Origin of the sequence: Acinetobacter sp. BD54, from assembly GCF_044778325.1 — a bacterium.
Lineage (GTDB): Bacteria > Pseudomonadota > Gammaproteobacteria > Pseudomonadales > Moraxellaceae > Acinetobacter > Acinetobacter baumannii.
Genome location: NZ_JANJEP010000003.1, coordinates 40,225 through 59,171 on the forward strand (window position 1 = coordinate 40,225; position 18,947 = coordinate 59,171).

Consider the following 18,947-nt stretch of genomic DNA (forward strand, 5'->3'; position numbering starts at 1 on the left):
GCCGGTCTTTTTTGAATAATATCAATTATTCAGCTGAAGTGTTCACTTCACGATCTACAAGCTCAACGTAAGCCATCGGTGCTGCATCACCAGCACGGAAGCCCGCTTTAAGAACACGTAGATAACCGCCGTTACGTTCTTTGTAACGAGGGCCGAGTACGGTAAATAATTTACCAACAGTTGCAGCATTACGAGTACGAGCAAATGCTAAACGACGATTTGCTACAGTATCGTTTTTTGCTAGAGTGATTAAAGGCTCAGCAACACGACGTAATTCTTTAGCTTTAGGCAAAGTTGTTTTGATCAACTCATGTTCAAATAAAGAATTAGCCAAGTTTTGGAACATCGCTTTACGATGGCTGCTTGTACGGCCTAATTTCACACCACTATTACGATGACGCATGGTGATAGTCCTACTTAATTAACGGCTACGATAGGCAAAACGGTCGTCCATACGAAGACTAGCTGGTGGCCAGTTCTCAAGACGCATACCGAGTTGTAAACCTTTCGATGCCAAAACATCTTTGATCTCTGTTAACGATTTTTTACCAAGGTTAGGAGTTTTTAACAACTCAACTTCAGTACGTTGAACAAGATCACCAATGTAGTAAATATTTTCTGCTTTCAAACAGTTAGCAGAACGAACAGTAAGCTCTAGATCATCTACTGGGCGAAGCAAGATTGGGTCAACTTCTTCACGAGGTTCTTGAGCAACAGGAGTTTGGTCTTTCTGAAGATCAACAAAAATTGCAATTTGTTGTTGCAAGATTGTTGCCGCTTTGCGGATTGCTTCTTCAGGATCAACCGTACCGTTGGTCTCAAGATCGATTACCAGTTTATCTAAATCGGTACGTTGTTCTACACGCGCATTTTCTACGGTGTAAGAAACACGCTTAATTGGGCTATAAGAAGCATCTAACTGTAAACGACCTACAGGACGTGTTTCGCCTTCAGGGAAACGAGAGTCAGATGTTTCATAACCACGACCTTGAGAAACTTTCAAGCGCATTTTTAATGAGCCTGTAGCACTCAAAGTACCAATTAAATGTTCTGGGTTAACCACTTCAACATTATGAGGTAAACGAAGGTCGGCAGCAGTAATGTCACCAGGACCTTGTTTTTCTAATGTTAAATAAGCTTCATTTTGATCGAACAGCTTAATAGACAATCCTTTTAGGTTCAGCAAGAGCTCGACGATGTCCTGCTGCAAGCCTTCTAAAGTACTGTACTCGTGCTCGACACCTTCTATCTCTACTTCAACCACAGCAGCGCCTGGCAAAGAAGACAATAGAATGCGACGTAAAGCATTACCTAGAGTATGGCCAAAACCACGCTCTAAAGGTTCCAGAATCACTTTTGCCGAGGTCCCGCTTACCGCTTCGACCTTGATCGCTTGCGGAGTTAGAAACTCGTTTGCAGTACGCGTCATTATTGCTACCTCAAGGATTATTTAGAATACAATTCTACAATCAAGCTTTCGTTGATTTCAGCAGGTAAATCAGAACGATCTGGTGCAGCTTTAAACGTACCTTCAAGCTTAGAGTGATCAACTTCGATCCAAGCTGGAATACCACGTTGAGCAGCCAATTCAATCGCGTTTTTAATACGCAATTGTTGTTTAGCACCTTCGTGAACCGCAATTACATCACCAGCTTTAACTTGAATAGATGCGATGTTTACACGACGACCATTCAAAGTAATGCTACGGTGACTTACTAACTGACGAGCTTCTGCACGTGTAGAACCAAAACCCATGCGATAAACAACGTTATCAAGACGGCTTTCAAGCAATTTCAACAAGTTCTCACCAGTTGCGCCTTTAACACGAGCTGCTTCTTTATAGTAGTTACTAAATTGACGCTCTAACACACCGTAAATACGACGGACTTTTTGTTTTTCACGTAATTGTAGTGAATACTCAGATTGCTTACCACCGCGAGCCTGACCATGTTGACCAGGTGCTTTGTTAGCTTTTTTAGTTTTGACGTCAAATGGTTTAACGCCAGATTTAAGTTGCAGGTCTGTCCCTTCGCGGCGAGAGAGTTTGCATTTTGGACCAATATAACGAGCCATGAATGTTTCTCCTTACACGCGACGTTTTTTAGGTGGACGGCAACCGTTGTGAGGAATTGGAGTCACATCGGTAATGCTGTTAATCTTATAACCCACTGCGCCTAATGCACGAACCGCAGACTCACGACCTGGACCAGGACCTTTTACAAGGACGTCAAGGTTTTTCAAACCGTAATCTAAAGCTGCTTTACCAGCAACTTCAGCAGCTACCTGAGCAGCAAACGGAGTTGATTTACGTGAACCACGGAAGCCTTGTCCACCTGAGGTGGCCCAAGCCAATGCATTACCTTGACGATCGGTAATCGTAACAATGGTGTTATTAAAAGACGCGTGAATGTGTGCAACACCTTCAGAGACGGTACGAGTGACCTTCTTGCGTGTGCGAGTATCTTTAGCCATCTTTTAGCTTCCAGAAATCTTACTTTTTAATCGGTTTGCGCGGACCTTTACGGGTACGTGCGTTAGTTTTGGTGCGTTGACCACGGACAGGCAAGCTGCGACGATGACGAAGGCCACGATAGCAACCTAAATCCATTAAACGTTTAATGTTCATGGAAATTTCGCGACGTAAGTCACCTTCGGTAGGAACCTTAGCAACTTCTGCACGAATCGCATCAAGCTGTGCATCGTCCAACTCACGGATCTTAGTAGTCTCAGTAATACCAACTGCAGCTAAGATGTTCTTAGCAGTGTGGCGACCGATACCAAAGATGTAAGTGAGGGAGATAACAGCATGCTTGTTATCCGGAATGTTTACACCGGCAATACGAGCCATTCACTTTTCTCCAAAAAGGCAGTAGAGATAATCAACCGCCCCACAAAAATCTTGAGGGGCGGATATTAACCCAATTCGCCTACTGAAATCAACAGGTCTTGATTAGATTAACCTTGACGCTGCTTATGACGAGGTTCTGCGCTACAAATCACGCGAATAACCCCATTACGACGGATAACTTTACAGCTACCACAAATTTTCTTTACAGAAGCTTGTACTTTCATGATGAAACCTCTAAGTGCGCTTATCCCTTAGGATGAGCAGTCGTTTTTCTCATTAATGTTTGATTGTCATATTGATGAGAAGTTAAATGCGCTTGTAGCTGAGCCATAAAGTCCATAACAACAACGACTACAATGAGTAATGAGGTACCACCCAAATAGAATGGAATACCAAAAGAACTTTGTAGAATCATTGGCATCAAACAAATGACTGTAATATAAATCGCACCAATAAACGTCAAACGATTAAGAATATGATCTAAGTAACGAGCAGTTTGCTCACCTGGGCGAATACCAGGCACATAAGCTCCGCTGCGTTTTAGATTTTCTGATACTTCCTTAGGGCTAAATACTAAAGCCGTATAAAAGTAACAGAAAAAGATAATTAACGCACCAAAGAGCACCAAATACAAAGGCTGTCCAGGCGACAATACTAAAGCTAAATCTTGTAAACTACGTTTAATTAAACCAGCATTCGGATCTGCACTTCCTACCCATTGCCCCAAACTAGCTGGGAACAAGAGTAAAGAGCTCGCAAAAATCGCAGGAATCACACCAGCCATATTAATTTTCAACGGTAGATGTGTTTGCTGAGCTGTAAATATACGACGCCCTTGCTGCTTCTGTGCATAGTTTACTGGAATACGACGCTGTGCTTTTTCAATAAACACAATCGCTGCCAATACACCAAGAGACAAAAGACCAAAGATAACAAGACCAATTAAACTTGTTTGACCATTATCGACAGATGATACTGATTGCATAATTAATTTAGGCAAACCAGCAACAATACCTGCAAAAATAATCATTGAGATACCATTACCGATACCTCTTTCAGTGATCTGTTCACCTAGCCACATTAAGAACATAGTTCCTGCGACAAGTGATGTAACTGCAGGTATATAAAAAGCAAGACCACTAGATAGAGTAATACCCTGTCCAATAAGACCTGCACACATACCTACTGCCTGAACCACTGCAAGTAATAATGTACCCTGACGCGTATATTGATTAATTTTACGTTTACCTTGCTCCCCTTCCTTTTTTAAGGCTTCGAGAGAAGGAATCACTGTAGACATTAACTGCACAATAATTGATGCAGAAATATAAGGCATGATCCCTAAAGCAAGAATCGACATTCGCTCTAAAGCACCGCCAGAAAACATATTGAATAGCCCAAGAATAGTTCCTTGGTTTGCATGAAATAAATTTTCTAACGCAGCATTATTAATGCCTGGTACTGGAATATGCGCTCCTAGTCGAAAGACCAGCAATGCACCGATTAGAAAACTCATCCGGCGAATAATTTCACGATATTTCACGTGAAATGGCTGACCTTTCATCATGTTGACATGACCTGAAGAACTAGGAGACATAGACACTCGAGATTACTCCTCGACTTTGCCGCCAGCTGCTTCAATTGCAGCTTTAGCGCCTTTAGTCAATGCAACACCTTGAACAGTGAATGCACGAGTGATTTCACCAGAAAGCACGATACGAGCGCGAATTTGATCGCGACGAACAACATTCGCAGCTTTTAAAGTTTCAAGGCTAACGATATCGCCTTCCACTTTACTTAACTCAGACAAACGTACTTCAGCAGTTTTTAAAGCGATTTGGCTAGTGAAACCGAATTTAGGTAAACGACGATAAATCGCTGTTTGACCGCCTTCGAAACCTGGACGAACGCCACCACTTTTACGTGATTTTTGACCTTTGATACCACGACCACCAGTCTTACCAACGCCAGAACCGATACCACGGCCTAAACGACGGTGTTCACGTTTTGCACCTTCTGCAGGTGCAAGCTCATTTAAACGCAGAGTCATGGCTTATTCCTCTACACTAACCATATAGTAGACTTTGTTGATCATACCACGGTTAGAAGGCGTATCTTGCACTTCTACAGTATGACCAATACGACGCAGACCTAAACCTTGTAAGCAAAGCTTGTGATTTTTCAAGCGATGTGAAGAAGATTTAGTCTGGGTAACTTTAATCGTTTTCATGATTGATTACCCTTGAATTTCTTCTACTGATTTACCACGTTTCGCAGCGACTTTCTCAGGAGAAGTCATATCACGCAAACCTTTAAAAGTTGCGTTTACTACGTTAGCAGCGTTAGTAGAACCATAACATTTAGCAAGTACGTTATGTACACCTGCAGCTTCAAGAACGGCACGCATTGCACCACCAGCGATTACGCCAGTACCTTCTGAAGCAGGTTGCATGTATACACGGCTTGCACCATGACGAGCATTCACAGGGTGTTGTAAAGTAGTACCAGCAAGGTCTACAGTGATCATGTTACGACGTGCAGCTTCAAGTGCTTTAGAAATAGCAGCTGGAACTTCACGAGCTTTACCACGACCAAAACCTACGCGACCATTACCATCGCCCACAACAGTTAATGCTGTGAAAGAGAAGATACGACCACCCTTAACAACCTTGGCTACACGATCAACGGCAACCAGCTTTTCAACGAGACCTTCGTTTTGTTCAACTTTTGCCATGATTAGAACTCCAAGCCGCCTTCACGAGCAGCATCAGCCAAGGCTTTGATACGACCATGATATTTAAAACCAGAACGGTCAAATGCAACTTTAGTAACGCCAGCTGCTTTAGCACGTTCTGCGATTAAAGCACCAACTTTCGTCGCAGCTTCAATATTACCAGTAGTACCACTACGTAAAGATGCATCTAAAGTTGAAGCTTGCGCTAAAACTTTGCCACCATCTGCTGAAATAACTTGAGCATAGATGTGACGCGGAGTGCGGTTTACACACAAACGAGTCGCACCCAATGCACGGATGTGCAAGCGTGTGCTTTTCGCACGACGCAAACGGGATTGTTTCTTTTCGTTCATAAGAACCTCGCGCCTTATTTCTTCTTAGCTTCTTTACGAAGAATGACTTCATCCGAATAACGAACACCTTTACCTTTATATGGTTCAGGAGAACGGTATGCACGGATTTCTGCCGCTACTTGACCTAACAACTGCTTGTTTGCTGATTTCAAAATGATTTCAGTAGCAGTTGGAGTTTCCGCTGTTACACCTTCAGGTAAAGCGTAGTCAATTGGGTGTGAGTAACCAAGGTTAAGGTTTACAACTGTACCTTTAACCGCAGCTTTATAACCAACACCAACTAGCTGCAACTTACGTTCGAAGCCTTCGCTAACACCTTTAACAAGGTTGTTCAATACAGCGCGAGCAGTACCAGCTTGCATCCAAGCATCTTTCGATTCTTTAGCTGGAGCAAGTTGAAGTTTACCTTCTTCCTGTTTTAGCTCGACCAGCGCATGCAGGTTGAAAGACAATGTACCTTTGCTGCCTTTCACTTCGACCTGCCGGCCGTTCTGAGTAACTGTTACACCATTTGGTACAGTTACTGGGGCTTTAGCCACACGAGACATGAGGAATCACCTATTAAGAAACAAAAGCAATAACTTCACCACCGATGCCCGCAGCACGTGCAGCGCGATCAGTCATGATGCCTTTGCTTGTAGAAACAATTGCAATACCTAAACCTTGCTTAACGCTTGGAAGTTTATCTTTACCACGGTATTGGCGAAGGCCTGGACGGCTTACGCGCTTAACCATTTCGATAACTGGCTTGCCTTCGAAATATTTTAAAGTAATAGTCAAAGTAGATTTTGTCTCTTCTTGAGCAACTTCTACGTTTGAAATATAACCTTCTTGTTGAAGTACGTTTGCAATAGCAACTTTCAACTTAGAAGACGGCATAGAAACAGTTTGTTTCTTAGCCATTTGTGCGTTACGAACACGTGTTAGCATGTCGGCAACGGTATCTTGCATACTCATTTAGTCGCTCCTTACCAGCTTGCCTTAACAACGCCTGGTACATCACCTTGCATTACTGTGTCACGTAATTTGTTACGGCTTAAACCGAACTTACGGAAGTAACCATGAGGACGACCAGTTAAACCACAACGGTTACGAAGACGTACCGGAGATGCATTACGTGGCAATGCTTGTAACTTTAACATCGCTTCGAAACGTTCTTCGTCGCTCGCATTTACATTTGCAATAGTAGCTTTTAATTCAGCACGTTTTGCAGCGTATTTAGCAACAGTTTTTTCGCGTTTCAATTCGCGATTAATCATACCTTTCTTAGCCATATCGACCTCTTATTTGAACGGGAAGCCGAATGCACGCATAAGCGCACGGCCTTCGTCATCGGTGCGAGCAGTCGTAGTAATAGTAATATCCATACCACGAATACGATCAATCTTGTCGAAATCGATTTCAGGGAAAACGATTTGCTCTTTCAAACCCATTGAGTAGTTACCACGACCGTCGAAAGATTTCGCTGAGAAACCACGGAAGTCACGGATACGAGGGATTGCGATAGAGATCAAACGGTCCAAGAATTCGTACATTTGGTCGCCACGTAAAGTAACTTTACAACCAATTGGCCAACCATCACGGATTTTGAAACCAGCGATAGATTTACGTGCAAGAGTAACTACTGGTTTTTGACCAGCAATTAATTGCATGTCAGCTACAGCGCCGTCTAATAATTTCTTATCAGTAGCTGCTGCGCCTACACCCATGTTAAGAGTGATTTTTGTGATGCGAGGAATTTCCATCACATTCTTAATGCTAAGTTCTTCTTGTAACTTCGCTTTAAGTTCGTCGTTGTAACGTGCTTTAAGTCTGGCCATTGCCTTTTCAACCTATTACTTCGCTACCGCCACTGATTCACCAGTTGATTTGTAAACGCGAGTTTTCACGCCATCAATCACTTGGTAACCAACACGGTCAGCCTTCTGGGTTGTAGCATTTAAAATTGCCACGTTTGAGATATGAAGCGAAGCTTCTTGAGTAACGATACCGCCTTCAGCGCCAGTTACACGATTCGGCTTTTGATGCTTCTTCACTAAGTTAAGGCCTTCAACCTTAACGCGGTCTTCAGAAACAGACAAAACAGTACCCTGTTTGCCTTTTTCTTTACCTGCGATCACGATAACCTGATCGCCTTTTTTAATCTTAGCCATGATTGCCTCTTATAGAACTTCAGGAGCCAATGAAATGATTTTCATGAACTGTTCAGTACGAAGTTCACGAGTCACTGGTCCGAAGATACGAGTCGCAATCGGAGCTTTGTTGTTGTTCAAAATAACTGCAGCGTTATCATCAAAACGGATCACAGAACCATCTGGACGACGAATGCCGAACTTAGTACGAACTACAACTGCATTCATCACGTCACCTTTTTTAACACGTGCGCGTGGAATAGCTTCTTTTACAGTAACTTTAATAATGTCGCCAACAGAAGCATAACGACGATGTGAACCACCAAGTACTTTAATACATTGTACGCGGCGAGCACCACTGTTGTCTGCTACGTCGAGCATAGTTTCGGTTTGAATCATTGCCCTACTCCAAAACCGAGCATCACCGGTCACAATTTCGAAAGGCTCAAAGAGTACTCGAAATTGACCGATGATGCAACAAGAACGTCGAATTACTCAGCAGCTGCTTCAACTACTTCCACTAAAGTCCAAGCTTTAGTTTTAGAAATTGGGCGGCTTTCTTTAATGGTTACAACATCGCCAATTTTAGCAACGTTGTTCTCATCATGAGCGTGTAACTTAGTTGAACGGCGAATTGATTTGCCATACAACGGGTGTTGAACGCGGCGTTCGATAAGGACAACAATAGATTTGTCCATTTTGTCGCTTACTACTTTGCCGGTTAACGTGCGGACTGTTTTTTCACTCATTGTCCGTTCCCCTGTTTTTCGGTAAGGAGTGTCTTAATACGAGCAATTGTCTTACGAGCAACTTGCACTTCGTGCGATTTACCCAACTGACCAGTTGCTTTCGCCATACGAAGACGGAATTGGTTAAGCTGTTGCTCATCAAGCAAAGCTTTCAACTCTTCTACCGATTTTTCACGTAGATCTTTAGTTTTCATTACATTACCGTCCGAGTCACGATAGTGGTTTTAAACGGAAGTTTAGCAGCAGCTAAAGCAAAAGCTTCACGTGCCAAGTCTTCGTTCACACCTTCAATTTCGTACAGGATCTTACCTGGTTTGATCTCACAAACCCAATATTCCACGTTACCTTTACCGTTACCCATACGAACTTCTAATGGTTTTTCGGTAATTGGTTTGTCCGGGAATACGCGAATGAAGATTTTACCACCACGTTTAATACGACGGCTAATGGTACGACGTGCAGCTTCAATCTGACGTGCAGTCATACGACCACGCTCAGTTGCTTTAATTGCAATCGAACCAAATGATACTGTACTACCACGATGTGCTAGACCAGTGTTACGGCCTTTGTGCACTTTACGGAATTTGGTACGTTTAGGTTGCAACATGGATTATTCTCCCTTGTCAGCAGCACGGTCACCGCGACGACCACGACGCTCTTGACCTTCACCACGACCACGACCGCGTTTAGCTGGACGTTCTTCAGCAGGAGCAGGGTTCATGACTTGTTTCATGCCACCTAAAATCTCACCACGGAAAATCCAAACTTTAACACCAATCGTACCGTAAGTAGTTTCAGCACGCATAGTTGCATAGTCGATGTCCGCACGAAGAGTGTGCAAAGGTACACGACCTTCACGATACCATTCTGTACGAGCGATCTCTGCACCACCTAAACGGCCAGAAACTTCAACTTTGATACCTTTAGCACCAGCACGCATAGTGTTTTGAACCGCACGCTTCATAGCACGACGGAACATTACACGTTTTTCTAATTGAGAAGCGATTGCTTCAGCAACTAAACGCGCGTCCAAGTCTGGGCGATCAATTTCGTTGATGCTTACTTGCGCTGGAACACCCATGATGTTGGTAAGTTCGCGCTGTAATTTTTCAATGTCTTCGCCTTTTTTACCGATTACGATACCAGGACGAGCTGTGCTAATTGTTACTTTAGCAGCACCTGATGGACGTTCGATAAGAATATTGCTAACCATCGCATTCTTAAGTTTTTTAGTTAAAAACTCACGAACTTGAAGATCTTTAAGCAAGTATTCAGCGTATTGTTTCGGATTCGCATACCAGTTAGCGTTATGACGTTTCACAACACCTAGGCGGATACCGATTGGATGAACCTTCTGACCCATATCAAACCCCTACCTTAACGGTGATGTGACAAGTACGCTTAGTAATACGATCTGCACGGCCTTTAGCACGTGGCATAATACGTTTAAGGCTCATGCCTTCGTCAACGTAAATCGTAGAAACTTTAAGGTCGTCAACATCTAAACTGTTATTGTGTTCAGCGTTTGCAATTGCAGATTCCAATGCTTTTTTAACTAAAACTGCAGCTTTTTTGTTGCTGAAGTTCAAGATGTTTAAAGCATGTGCAACAGACTTGCCACGGATTAAGTCCGCAACCAAACGTGCTTTTTGTGCCGAGATAGCGGCACCGCGTAATTTAGCAGTTACTTCCATCATGACACCTATTAACGTTTAGACTTCTTGTCAACACCGTGACCACGATAGGTACGAGTTGGCGCGAATTCACCGAGTTTATGACCAACCATATGCTCAGTAACAATTACTGGAACGTGGTTACGGCCATTGTGAACAGAAATTGTTAAACCAACAAAGTCTGGAAGGATCATCGAACGACGAGACCAAGTTTTGATCGGCTTGCGAGAGTTACTAGCAACAGCCGCTTCAACCTTAGCGAACAAGTGCGCATCGACGAATGGGCCTTTTTTCAGAGAACGAGGCATTAGTCAGATTCCTTTACTTGACGCGACGGTCGCGAATAATCATCTTAGTCGTACGCTTGTTGGTACGTGTCTTGTACCCTTTAGCTTTTTGACCCCATGGGCTTACAGGTTGAATACCTTTGTTACGCCCTTCACCACCACCGTGTGGGTGATCAATCGGGTTCATCGCCATACCACGTACGGTAGGACGAACACCACGCCAGCGTGCAGCACCAGCTTTACCTAATGAGCGAAGGTTGTTTTCTTGGTTAGAAACTTCACCAATTACAGCGCGGCATTCAACGTGTACTTTACGCATTTCGCCTGAACGAAGACGAATGATTGCGTAAGAACCATCACGACCCAACAATTGAACTGAAGCACCAGCAGAACGTGCTAATTGAGCACCTTTACCGATTTTAAGTTCAACGTTATGAAGTGTAGAACCGATTGGCATGTTACGAAGTGGTAAACAGTTACCTGGACGAATTGGTGCATCGTTACCAGATTGTACTTTATCACCAGCACGTAAGCCTTTAGGCGCAATGATATAACGACGCTCACCGTCAGCATATTTCAATAATGCAATATGCGCTGTACGGTTTGGATCGTATTCAATACGTTCTACAACAGCAGGTACGCCATCTTTGTTACGTTTGAAGTCAACGATACGGTAATGTTGCTTATGACCACCACCAACGTGACGAGTAGTAATGTGACCGTTGTTATTACGACCACCAGTACGTTTTTTTGCTTCTACCAACGGTGCATAAGGCGCGCCTTTGTGAAGATGGTCATGAACCACTTTCTCTACAAAGCGACGTCCTGGAGACGTTGGCTTACATTTTTGAATCGGCATAATTTTCGTCCTTATTCCGCTGCGCTTTCAGCGGTATCGCCCAAGTCAGCCATTTCAACATCTTGGCCGGCTTTCAGGGTGACGTATGCTTTTTTAACATCAGAACGACGTCCTAATGTACGACCAAAGCGCTTAGTCTTACCTTTAGTAATAGTTGTGTTAACTTTAACAACTTCTACACCAAAAAGTTTTTCAACTGCTTTTTTGATTTCAAGTTTAGTAGCGTTGATATCTACTTTAAATACTTGAACACCAGCAGTATCACCTAAAACTTGTGCCTTTTCTGAGAAGACTGGTCCTTTTAGGACTTGATAGATACGTTCGTTGTTCATCCGAGTTCTACCTCAATTTTCTTAGCAGCAGCTACAGACATCACAACTTTATCAAACGCGATCAAGCTTACAGGATCGATTGCAGTTGCATCTACCACATCAACGTGTGGAAGGTTGCGCGCTGCAAGATATAAGTTCTCATCTACAGCATCTGTAACGATCAAAGCACGAGCTGCATTTAAATCGTTAAGTTTTGCAAGCAATTCTTTAGTTTTTGGAGCAGCAACAGCGAACTCTTCAACTAAAACAAGGCGATCTTGGCGAACAAGTTCAGCTAAGATACATTGCATTGCACCGCGATACATTTTACGGTTTACTTTTTGAGACCAATCTTGTGGACGAGCAGCAAAAGTTTTACCACCACCAACCCAGATTGGGCTACGAATAGAACCCGCACGAGCGCGACCAGTACCTTTTTGACGGAATGGTTTTTTACCACCGCCAGAAACGTCTGCACGTGATTTGTGAGCACGAGTACCTTGACGACCACCTGCTAAGTAAGCAGTAACAACTTGGTGTACAAGAGCTTCGTTAAATTCACGTCCGAAAGCTACTTCAGACAATTCAACAGCAGAGCCGGAAACAGTTTTTAAATTCACGGTATTTCCCCTCAGGCCTTGATGGTAGGACGTACGATAACGTCACCGCCAGTTGCACCAGGAATTGCACCCTTAACAACCAAAACTGAACGTTCAGTGTCAACAGATACGATTTCAAGACCTTGTACTGTTACGCGTTCATCACCTAAGTGACCAGCCATTTTTTTGCCTTTGAACACGCGTCCAGGAGTTTGGTTTTGACCTGTAGAACCTAAAACACGGTGAGAAACAGAGTTACCGTGAGTAGCATCTTGGGTACGGAAATTCCAACGTTTAACACCACCTTGGAAACCTTTACCTTTTGATTGACCAGTTACGTCAACAATTTGACCAACTGTGAACAAATCAACGCCAATAGTACCGCCAACTTCACGGCCTTCAAGCTCAGCTTCAGTAACACGAAACTCTTTAACTAAACGACCAGCAGCAACACCCGCTTTAGCGAAATGACCTTTTTGAGCGTTAGTTACGCGAGACTCGCGACGTTCACCAGTAGTTACTTGAACAGCTTGATAACCATCAGTTTCAAGTGTTTTGATTTGCGTAATGCGGTTTGGATCGACTTCGATGACTGTAACAGGTACAGAAACACCAGCATCTGTAAAGATGCGAGTCATACCACATTTGCGACCGACTAAACCAATAGCCATGTGCATAAACCTCTAAAAAAGCGGCCTAATTAACTAATCGTTAATTAACCGAAAGCCTTAACCCAAAGCGATCTGAACATCAACACCAGCTGCAAGATCTAACTTCATCAATGCATCAACAGTTTTATCTGTAGGTTGAACGATGTCGATCAAACGTTTGTAGGTGCGGATTTCGTACTGGTCACGCGCATCTTTGTTAACGTGCGGTGAAGTAAGAACGTTGAAGCGTTCGATGCGAGTAGGCATCGGAATTGGACCACACACTTGTGCGCCGGTACGCTTAGCGGTTTCTACGATCTCTTGAGCAGATTGATCAATCAGACGATGATCAAAAGACTTAAGACGGATACGAATTCTCTGGTTAGACATACCAGTAAACTCCAAGCCAAATATATAAAGAATCACCTTTGACGCATCTCACCTATCTGGTAAGTGTCAAAGGCAGTGATAATCACCAAGGTCGTGATCGATGCCACGACTGTAATGCACATTTACTACTTTCTTCGCAGTAAATGCCCTCTTCTTGAGGGTCGCTCATTATAACGATTGTTTAAGTCTTATGCAATTCTCTTTTTCTATTTTCTGCTCAATTCATCCTTTTTCTCGCCAACTCTATATTTTTATTGATTGACCACGAACTCTATTGCCCTGTTTAAAAGTTGATTGCCTTGTTCAAACTTTTGGATGTCGCAATGATGTAGTTCATCTAAAGATTGAACATACTCACCTTTAAAAATAGAAAGCTCTTGTTCGTTCTCTAAAAGAAGATTTAATACCTTCGGTGTCATTTCTGGATGAAATTGAAAACCAAGAACATTTGAACCAATTTGGTACATCTGGTTACGACAAACTGAGTTCTCTGCTAAATGAATCGCACCTTTAGGAATCTCAAAAGTTTCACTATGCCACTGCATTACATTTATTTTTTCTGGTAATAAAAAGCTTTCTTTAGGTAAATTCGGCACCCTTTGTACGGTCGACCATCCCAATTCTTGATAACGGTTTCTACTAACGGCGGCTCCTAGTGCATTGGCAATAAGTTGGCCTCCGAGACAAAGTCCTATCGCAGGCTTTCCCGCCGCCAAATAACGACGTATCCATCTTTTTTCTATTTTTAACCATGGATAATTTGCCTCATCATTTACACTCATAGTTCCCCCCATAATAAGTAGCAAATCCACATCTTCAATATGTGGCAATGCTTCTATTTCCAAAGGGAGATCAACTGGAAGTGCAAAAAACTCTGTAGCTGTTATCGTTGCATGGTGTGCTTTTAAGAATGAATAGCAGCTTCCAAAACCTTCGCCAGCAATATGTTGAAAATAGTGAACACGTAAATGCGACTTCATGCGCTTAAACCTATTGTTGTTAGAATGTTGGTTTGATCTTTGCAAAAATAAAGCCAAGTTTTAGTGAATGTTACACTAGTAACGAAACATCTTAGAAATAATCAAAAATCTAGCAGTTAAGTAAGTTTTCTCTTAATCTAATCTCATTATGTAAAGTATAGCGCCCCATGAAAAAGCATAACAATTTCCAAACCCAACTCATTCATGCACCACGAAAAGCACCTCAATTTATTGAAACCGTGCAACCTCCCTTATTTCGTGCATCAACTATTATTTTTAAATCGACTTCGCACCTTTTTGACCGTCATTGGACCGATCCTTATGACTATAGTTATGGCACCCACGGTACGCCTACGACATTTACACTAGGCGACAATATTGCTCAAATTGAGGGTGGTTTATACTGCCTACTTGCTCCAAGCGGGTTATCTGCGATTAATCTCGTAAATTCTGCTGTGTTAGCAACAGATGATGAAGTTTGGGTGCCAGACAACATATATGGTCCGAATCTGGAACACCTAAACTACTTAAAAGATCAATATGGAATTAATGTTCAAGTTTATAACCCGATTGATGTCTCAAGTTTCCAGCCTTCTGATAAAACCAAGTTGCTATGGTTAGAAGCAGCAGGTTCTGTCACTCTTGAATTTCCAGATCTCAAAGCGCTAGTAAAAAAAGCAAAAGCACATGGCGTTTTAACTGCACTAGATAATACTTGGGGAGCTGGCCTCGCCTTTAATGCTTTTGATTTTTCCGATGAGCATTTATCAGTGGATTTAACCATTCATGCGCTTACCAAATATCCAAGTGGTGGTGGCGATATTTTAATGGGAAGTGTGGTAACTCGTGATGAGAAGTTACATCACCGTTTGTTCCGAATGCATGCCATTTTAGGGATTTCGGTATCTGGTGATGATACCGCCCAAATTCAACGCAGTCTTGCGCATATGTCATTAAGGTATGAGCAACAATCAAATAATGCTAAAACCCTACTTACATGGTTAAAAGAGCAACCTCAGTTTGCACAAGTTCTACATCCAAGCGATAAAGCTGCACCTGGTCATCAATACTGGCAAGAAATTTGCTCAACAGGTAGAAGTGCAGGCTTAGTGAGTGTTGTTTTCAAATCTGATTATGATATTTCAGCAGTACGCCGTTTTTGTGATGCTCTTAAGCTATTCAAACTTGGTTTTAGTTGGGGAGGACCGGTGAGTCTCGTCATGCTTTATGATTTAAAAATGATGAGAAAACTTGAAAATACACATTTACAACAAGGTTTGTTGGTTCGCTTCTGTATAGGGCTAGAAGATCCACAAGATTTAATTCAAGATATCGAAAATGCTCTGAAACAAATGTAAAACGACAACATCAATAGTGGCTCACACTAAGGGATAAAAATATATGGGTACACCGATTGTTATTGCAAAAAATATTAACGACACATCAAAAGAAATTGTTTTACTTTCCCAATTTGCCAACCGGCACGGCCTGATTGCAGGTGCGACCGGTACAGGTAAAACAGTCACCCTAAAGGTGCTCGCAGAGAGTTTTTCTCGAATCGGCGTTCCCGTCTTTCTTGCCGACGCAAAAGGTGATGTTTCAAGTCTCGCAAAAGCTGGTGAAGCTTCGGATAAATTTAATGAACGCTTAAAGCTTTTACAGATCGACAGTGTTCCATTTGCAGCCAATCCAGTTGTTTTCTGGGATTTATTTGGCCAGCAAGGCCACCCTATTCGAACCACTATTTCTGAAATTGGACCAATTTTATTAGCACGTATACTCAACTTAAATGACACCCAAGAAGGTGTTTTATCTGCCGTATTCCGTATTGCAGACGACCAAGGGTTACTTCTGGTCGACTTTAAAGATTTAAAAGCCATGATCACTTTTGTAAGTGAACATGCAGCTGAGTTTAAAGCCGAATATGGCAACTTATCTCCAGCCAGCTTAGGCGCTATTCAACGTAATCTCCTTGCTCTTGCCGACCAAGGTGGAGAACAGTTTTTCGGAGAGCCAGCTTTAAATATTCTGGACTTTATACAAACCGACGCAAATGGGCATGGTTATATTAATATTCTTGCGGCTGACAAGCTCATGAATACACCTAAGCTATATGCTACTTTCCTGTTATGGATGCTTTCAGAATTATTTGAACAGCTTCCAGAAGTTGGTGATATGGATAAACCTAAACTCGTGTTTTTCTTTGATGAAGCTCACCTGTTATTCGACAACGCCAGTCAAGCTTTACAAGAAAAAATTGAACAGGTTGTACGTTTAATTCGTTCTAAAGGTGTGGGAATTTATTTTATTACCCAAAACCCGCTCGACTTACCAGAAAGTGTTTTAGGGCAACTCGGCAACCGTGTACAACATGCTTTACGTGCCTTTACTCCTAAAGATCAAAAAGCAGTAAAAACAGCAGCAGATACATTCCGCTCTAATCCCGATTTTAAAGTAGATGAAGCAATTACCGAGCTCGGTGTAGGTGAAGCACTGATTAGTTGCCTAGATGAGCAAGGTACACCTCAAATTGTAGAGCGTGGATGGGTTATGCCTCCTTACTCTTCTTTTACACCTATCACTCCAGAAGAGCGTCAGACCTTAATTTCGCAAAGTATTATTGCCGGGGTTTATGAACAAGCTGTAGATCGTGATAGTGCCTATGAAATGCTCCAAAATAAAGTGGCTGAACGGGAACAGCAAAAACAAGATGCAGAACTCGCAAAACAGCAAGCGAAAGAACAGGAAACTTTAGCGAAGCAACAAGCCAAAGAACAAGAGCGTCTAGCACGTGAACAGCAAAAAGAAGAGGAACGTGCGGCGCGTGAAAGAGCTAAACTTACTCAAGATATTGTCGGAACTTTTGCAAAAAGTGCTGCTCGCAGCTTAGGTGGTAGTACTGGCCAAAAATTAGTACGGGGACTACTCGGCTCATTATTTGGAAAATAAAATTTATTTTTAAATCAGTATATTAATTTAAGGGATTTTATATCCCTTAAATTTTTTAAGGTTTTTATTAAAAAGCTATTGCTACAACTACTTTAAAGATGTATTTTAAATACATCTTATATAGCCAGATAATTAAGGTCTAGCCATGACTCCACAACAAATTGAACTCGTTAAATCTACTGTACCTGTATTGCGTGAACATGGTGTTACTCTAACTACATACTTTTATAAGCGTATGTTGAATAACAACCCAGAACTAAAAAATGTTTTTAATCTTGATGATCAGACCAGCCTGCGCCAACCTCGTGCTCTTGCAGCAGCTGTACTCGCGTATGCTGAAAATATTGAGAATCCTACGGTGCTTGCCAAAGCGGTTGAACGCATTACCACTAAGCATGTCAGTTTAGATATTCAGCCAGATCAATATGCAATTGTGGGCGACAACTTGCTTCATTCAATTAGTGAAGTTTTAAATGTTCCATTTGAATCAGAACTCATTGAAGCGTGGAAACAAGCTTACTTACAGTTGGCAGATATCTTAATTGGTGTTGAAAAACAAAAATATGAACAACTTGAAAGCTTGAAAGGTGGATGGGCTGGCTGGCGTTCATTTGAAATTACGCAAATTGACCCACTTGAGTCTGGCAAACGCTTTACTTTAAAGGCAACTGATCATGAAGATGTACTCACCAGCCCAGCAAATGCTTTTATTTCTGTAAAAGTTCAAGTACCTAACCAACAGCTTGAACAACCAAAAGCATTTAAGTTCACAGAGGCTCAAGAGGACAATACTTATCATTTTGATGTTCAACCAGAAGAAGACCATACAGAGTTCTCTGTTTCAAACATTTTGCTTGAGCACTATAGAGTTGGTGATCAAGTACAAGTTTCAGCTCCTTTAACGCTGTAACTTAAAAAGCTCTAGCCTGAAAGTTTTATTCTTTAGACTTTCAGGCTAAGATGATCAACCTCCTAACCTTTAGTTTTTGGTGATCATGCAACTTAATAAATTTACCGATTATGCTTTGCGAATATTAATGTATGTCGCTCGTCCAAGTGATGCGCCGTACACGATTGCAGAAATCGCTCAAGATTTATATGTTTCGCAAAATCATCTTGTGAAGGTTGTCCATTTTATGGGTAAACAAGAGTGGATTATTACCATTCGCGGCAAAGGTGGTGGAATTCGATTAAATCCAAAAGCTTTAGATTTAAAACTTGGAACAATTGTCCGAATTTTACAAGGTGACCACCAAATTGTTGAATGCAATACACCGCCTTGTGTTTTACGCTCCCATTGCGGTTTGAAAGGTATTCTTGATCAAGCTTTGGAAAGCTTTTATCAAAGTTTAGATCAATATACGTTAGGTGAAGTTTTACAACAGCCAAAATCCGCTTCAGATCATTCCCCTATCGCCTTTTTACAACTCTAG

General features: G+C 42.1%; 32 protein-coding genes and 1 pseudogene. 4 read left to right on the forward strand and 29 right to left on the reverse strand.

Going from position 1 to position 18,947, the window contains the following annotated elements:
- Positions 1–25: 25 nt before the first annotated feature.
- The 29 genes and pseudogenes from rplQ to NQ782_RS05495 all read right to left on the reverse strand — a co-directional run bounded on the left by rplQ (position 26) and on the right by NQ782_RS05495 (position 14,565).
- Positions 26–403: a 50S ribosomal protein L17 gene (gene rplQ, locus NQ782_RS05355; RefSeq protein ID WP_001216380.1), complete on the reverse strand. Its 378-nt coding sequence runs from the start codon at positions 401–403 to the stop codon at positions 26–28.
- An 18-nt stretch (positions 404–421) separates the two neighbouring features.
- Positions 422–1,429 (reverse strand): DNA-directed RNA polymerase subunit alpha, encoded by a 1,008-nt coding sequence (locus NQ782_RS05360; RefSeq protein ID WP_000198631.1) that lies wholly within the window; start codon positions 1,427–1,429, stop codon positions 422–424.
- 17 nt (positions 1,430–1,446) lie between these two features.
- A complete protein-coding gene (rpsD, locus tag NQ782_RS05365; protein ID WP_000135204.1) occupies positions 1,447–2,073 on the reverse strand; it encodes a 30S ribosomal protein S4 in 627 nt (208 codons plus the stop codon).
- 12 nt (positions 2,074–2,085) lie between these two features.
- Complete coding sequence (rpsK, locus tag NQ782_RS05370; RefSeq protein WP_001040166.1) at positions 2,086–2,472, reverse strand: 30S ribosomal protein S11; 387 nt, start codon at positions 2,470–2,472, stop codon at positions 2,086–2,088.
- A gap of 19 nt (positions 2,473–2,491) precedes the next feature.
- Positions 2,492–2,848, reverse strand: a complete 357-nt coding sequence (rpsM, locus tag NQ782_RS05375; RefSeq protein ID WP_000090815.1) for a 30S ribosomal protein S13 — start codon at positions 2,846–2,848, stop codon at positions 2,492–2,494.
- Between the two features lie 107 nt (positions 2,849–2,955).
- Positions 2,956–3,072, reverse strand: a complete 117-nt coding sequence (rpmJ, locus tag NQ782_RS05380; protein ID WP_000867907.1) for a 50S ribosomal protein L36 — start codon at positions 3,070–3,072, stop codon at positions 2,956–2,958.
- A gap of 20 nt (positions 3,073–3,092) precedes the next feature.
- Entirely contained in the window at positions 3,093–4,412 is a 1,320-nt protein-coding gene (gene secY, locus NQ782_RS05385; protein ID WP_002000592.1) for a preprotein translocase subunit SecY, read from the reverse strand.
- Between the two features lie 45 nt (positions 4,413–4,457).
- Positions 4,458–4,898 carry a 50S ribosomal protein L15 gene (gene rplO, locus NQ782_RS05390; protein ID WP_000175340.1) on the reverse strand — a complete coding sequence of 147 codons (441 nt, stop codon included), beginning with the start codon at positions 4,896–4,898 and terminating at the stop codon, positions 4,458–4,460.
- Positions 4,899–4,901: 3 nt separating this feature from the next.
- Positions 4,902–5,078, reverse strand: coding sequence for a 50S ribosomal protein L30 (rpmD, locus tag NQ782_RS05395; protein ID WP_000849088.1), 177 nt, complete (start codon positions 5,076–5,078; stop codon positions 4,902–4,904).
- Between the two features lie 6 nt (positions 5,079–5,084).
- Positions 5,085–5,582 (reverse strand): 30S ribosomal protein S5, encoded by a 498-nt coding sequence (rpsE, locus tag NQ782_RS05400; protein ID WP_001141025.1) that lies wholly within the window; start codon positions 5,580–5,582, stop codon positions 5,085–5,087.
- A 2-nt stretch (positions 5,583–5,584) separates the two neighbouring features.
- Positions 5,585–5,935: a 50S ribosomal protein L18 gene (gene rplR / locus NQ782_RS05405; RefSeq protein ID WP_001003194.1), complete on the reverse strand. Its 351-nt coding sequence runs from the start codon at positions 5,933–5,935 to the stop codon at positions 5,585–5,587.
- A 14-nt stretch (positions 5,936–5,949) separates the two neighbouring features.
- The gene (rplF, locus tag NQ782_RS05410) at positions 5,950–6,483 is read right to left on the reverse strand and encodes a 50S ribosomal protein L6 (protein WP_000091932.1); all 534 of its coding nucleotides are present in this window, start codon (positions 6,481–6,483) and stop codon (positions 5,950–5,952) included.
- Positions 6,484–6,496: 13 nt separating this feature from the next.
- Complete coding sequence (gene rpsH, locus NQ782_RS05415; protein ID WP_000062616.1) at positions 6,497–6,892, reverse strand: 30S ribosomal protein S8; 396 nt, start codon at positions 6,890–6,892, stop codon at positions 6,497–6,499.
- Positions 6,893–6,903: 11 nt separating this feature from the next.
- A complete protein-coding gene (rpsN, locus tag NQ782_RS05420) occupies positions 6,904–7,209 on the reverse strand; it encodes a 30S ribosomal protein S14 (protein ID WP_001074624.1) in 306 nt (101 codons plus the stop codon).
- A 9-nt stretch (positions 7,210–7,218) separates the two neighbouring features.
- Positions 7,219–7,755 carry a 50S ribosomal protein L5 gene (gene rplE / locus NQ782_RS05425; RefSeq protein ID WP_000113197.1) on the reverse strand — a complete coding sequence of 179 codons (537 nt, stop codon included), beginning with the start codon at positions 7,753–7,755 and terminating at the stop codon, positions 7,219–7,221.
- Positions 7,756–7,770: 15 nt separating this feature from the next.
- Positions 7,771–8,088 carry a 50S ribosomal protein L24 gene (gene rplX, locus NQ782_RS05430; protein WP_001062685.1) on the reverse strand — a complete coding sequence of 106 codons (318 nt, stop codon included), beginning with the start codon at positions 8,086–8,088 and terminating at the stop codon, positions 7,771–7,773.
- A gap of 9 nt (positions 8,089–8,097) precedes the next feature.
- Complete coding sequence (rplN, locus tag NQ782_RS05435) at positions 8,098–8,466, reverse strand: 50S ribosomal protein L14 (RefSeq protein ID WP_001982634.1); 369 nt, start codon at positions 8,464–8,466, stop codon at positions 8,098–8,100.
- Positions 8,467–8,558: 92 nt separating this feature from the next.
- Entirely contained in the window at positions 8,559–8,816 is a 258-nt protein-coding gene (gene rpsQ / locus NQ782_RS05440; RefSeq protein ID WP_001291845.1) for a 30S ribosomal protein S17, read from the reverse strand.
- On the reverse strand, positions 8,813–9,010 hold the full coding sequence (gene rpmC, locus NQ782_RS05445) for a 50S ribosomal protein L29 (protein WP_000849928.1): 198 nt from the start codon (positions 9,008–9,010) through the stop codon (positions 8,813–8,815). The genes rpsQ and rpmC overlap by 4 nt, the downstream gene beginning before the upstream one ends.
- The gene (gene rplP / locus NQ782_RS05450; RefSeq protein ID WP_000941215.1) at positions 9,010–9,423 is read right to left on the reverse strand and encodes a 50S ribosomal protein L16; all 414 of its coding nucleotides are present in this window, start codon (positions 9,421–9,423) and stop codon (positions 9,010–9,012) included. The genes rpmC and rplP overlap by 1 nt, the downstream gene beginning before the upstream one ends.
- Positions 9,363–10,179, reverse strand: a pseudogene (gene rpsC / locus NQ782_RS05455) (30S ribosomal protein S3). Before rpsC ends, rplP begins: the two are co-directional and overlap by 61 nt.
- Before the next feature lies 1 nt (position 10,180).
- Positions 10,181–10,510, reverse strand: a complete 330-nt coding sequence (rplV, locus tag NQ782_RS05460; protein ID WP_001982638.1) for a 50S ribosomal protein L22 — start codon at positions 10,508–10,510, stop codon at positions 10,181–10,183.
- Between the two features lie 11 nt (positions 10,511–10,521).
- Entirely contained in the window at positions 10,522–10,797 is a 276-nt protein-coding gene (gene rpsS, locus NQ782_RS05465) for a 30S ribosomal protein S19 (RefSeq protein WP_001138119.1), read from the reverse strand.
- A gap of 13 nt (positions 10,798–10,810) precedes the next feature.
- Positions 10,811–11,635, reverse strand: a complete 825-nt coding sequence (gene rplB, locus NQ782_RS05470) for a 50S ribosomal protein L2 (RefSeq protein ID WP_001122317.1) — start codon at positions 11,633–11,635, stop codon at positions 10,811–10,813.
- Positions 11,636–11,646: 11 nt separating this feature from the next.
- A complete protein-coding gene (rplW, locus tag NQ782_RS05475; RefSeq protein WP_001058538.1) occupies positions 11,647–11,967 on the reverse strand; it encodes a 50S ribosomal protein L23 in 321 nt (106 codons plus the stop codon).
- Positions 11,964–12,566 (reverse strand): 50S ribosomal protein L4, encoded by a 603-nt coding sequence (gene rplD, locus NQ782_RS05480; RefSeq protein ID WP_001050255.1) that lies wholly within the window; start codon positions 12,564–12,566, stop codon positions 11,964–11,966. Before rplD ends, rplW begins: the two co-directional genes overlap by 4 nt.
- A gap of 11 nt (positions 12,567–12,577) precedes the next feature.
- Positions 12,578–13,216: a 50S ribosomal protein L3 gene (gene rplC / locus NQ782_RS05485; RefSeq protein WP_001982642.1), complete on the reverse strand. Its 639-nt coding sequence runs from the start codon at positions 13,214–13,216 to the stop codon at positions 12,578–12,580.
- A 57-nt stretch (positions 13,217–13,273) separates the two neighbouring features.
- Positions 13,274–13,585 carry a 30S ribosomal protein S10 gene (gene rpsJ / locus NQ782_RS05490; protein ID WP_000070912.1) on the reverse strand — a complete coding sequence of 104 codons (312 nt, stop codon included), beginning with the start codon at positions 13,583–13,585 and terminating at the stop codon, positions 13,274–13,276.
- A 251-nt stretch (positions 13,586–13,836) separates the two neighbouring features.
- The gene (locus NQ782_RS05495) at positions 13,837–14,565 is read right to left on the reverse strand and encodes a type 1 glutamine amidotransferase (protein WP_000835293.1); all 729 of its coding nucleotides are present in this window, start codon (positions 14,563–14,565) and stop codon (positions 13,837–13,839) included.
- Between the two features lie 167 nt (positions 14,566–14,732).
- Between NQ782_RS05495 and NQ782_RS05500 the strand changes: the two genes are divergently transcribed.
- From NQ782_RS05500 to NQ782_RS05515, 4 genes are all read left to right on the forward strand, one after another.
- A complete protein-coding gene (locus NQ782_RS05500; protein ID WP_057092917.1) occupies positions 14,733–15,923 on the forward strand; it encodes a PLP-dependent transferase in 1,191 nt (396 codons plus the stop codon).
- Positions 15,924–15,966: 43 nt separating this feature from the next.
- The gene (locus NQ782_RS05505) at positions 15,967–17,514 is read left to right on the forward strand and encodes a helicase HerA-like domain-containing protein (RefSeq protein WP_000537113.1); all 1,548 of its coding nucleotides are present in this window, start codon (positions 15,967–15,969) and stop codon (positions 17,512–17,514) included.
- A gap of 145 nt (positions 17,515–17,659) precedes the next feature.
- Positions 17,660–18,424: a globin domain-containing protein gene (locus tag NQ782_RS05510; RefSeq protein WP_000188888.1), complete on the forward strand. Its 765-nt coding sequence runs from the start codon at positions 17,660–17,662 to the stop codon at positions 18,422–18,424.
- An 85-nt stretch (positions 18,425–18,509) separates the two neighbouring features.
- Positions 18,510–18,947: an Rrf2 family transcriptional regulator gene (locus NQ782_RS05515; RefSeq protein WP_001176606.1), complete on the forward strand. Its 438-nt coding sequence runs from the start codon at positions 18,510–18,512 to the stop codon at positions 18,945–18,947.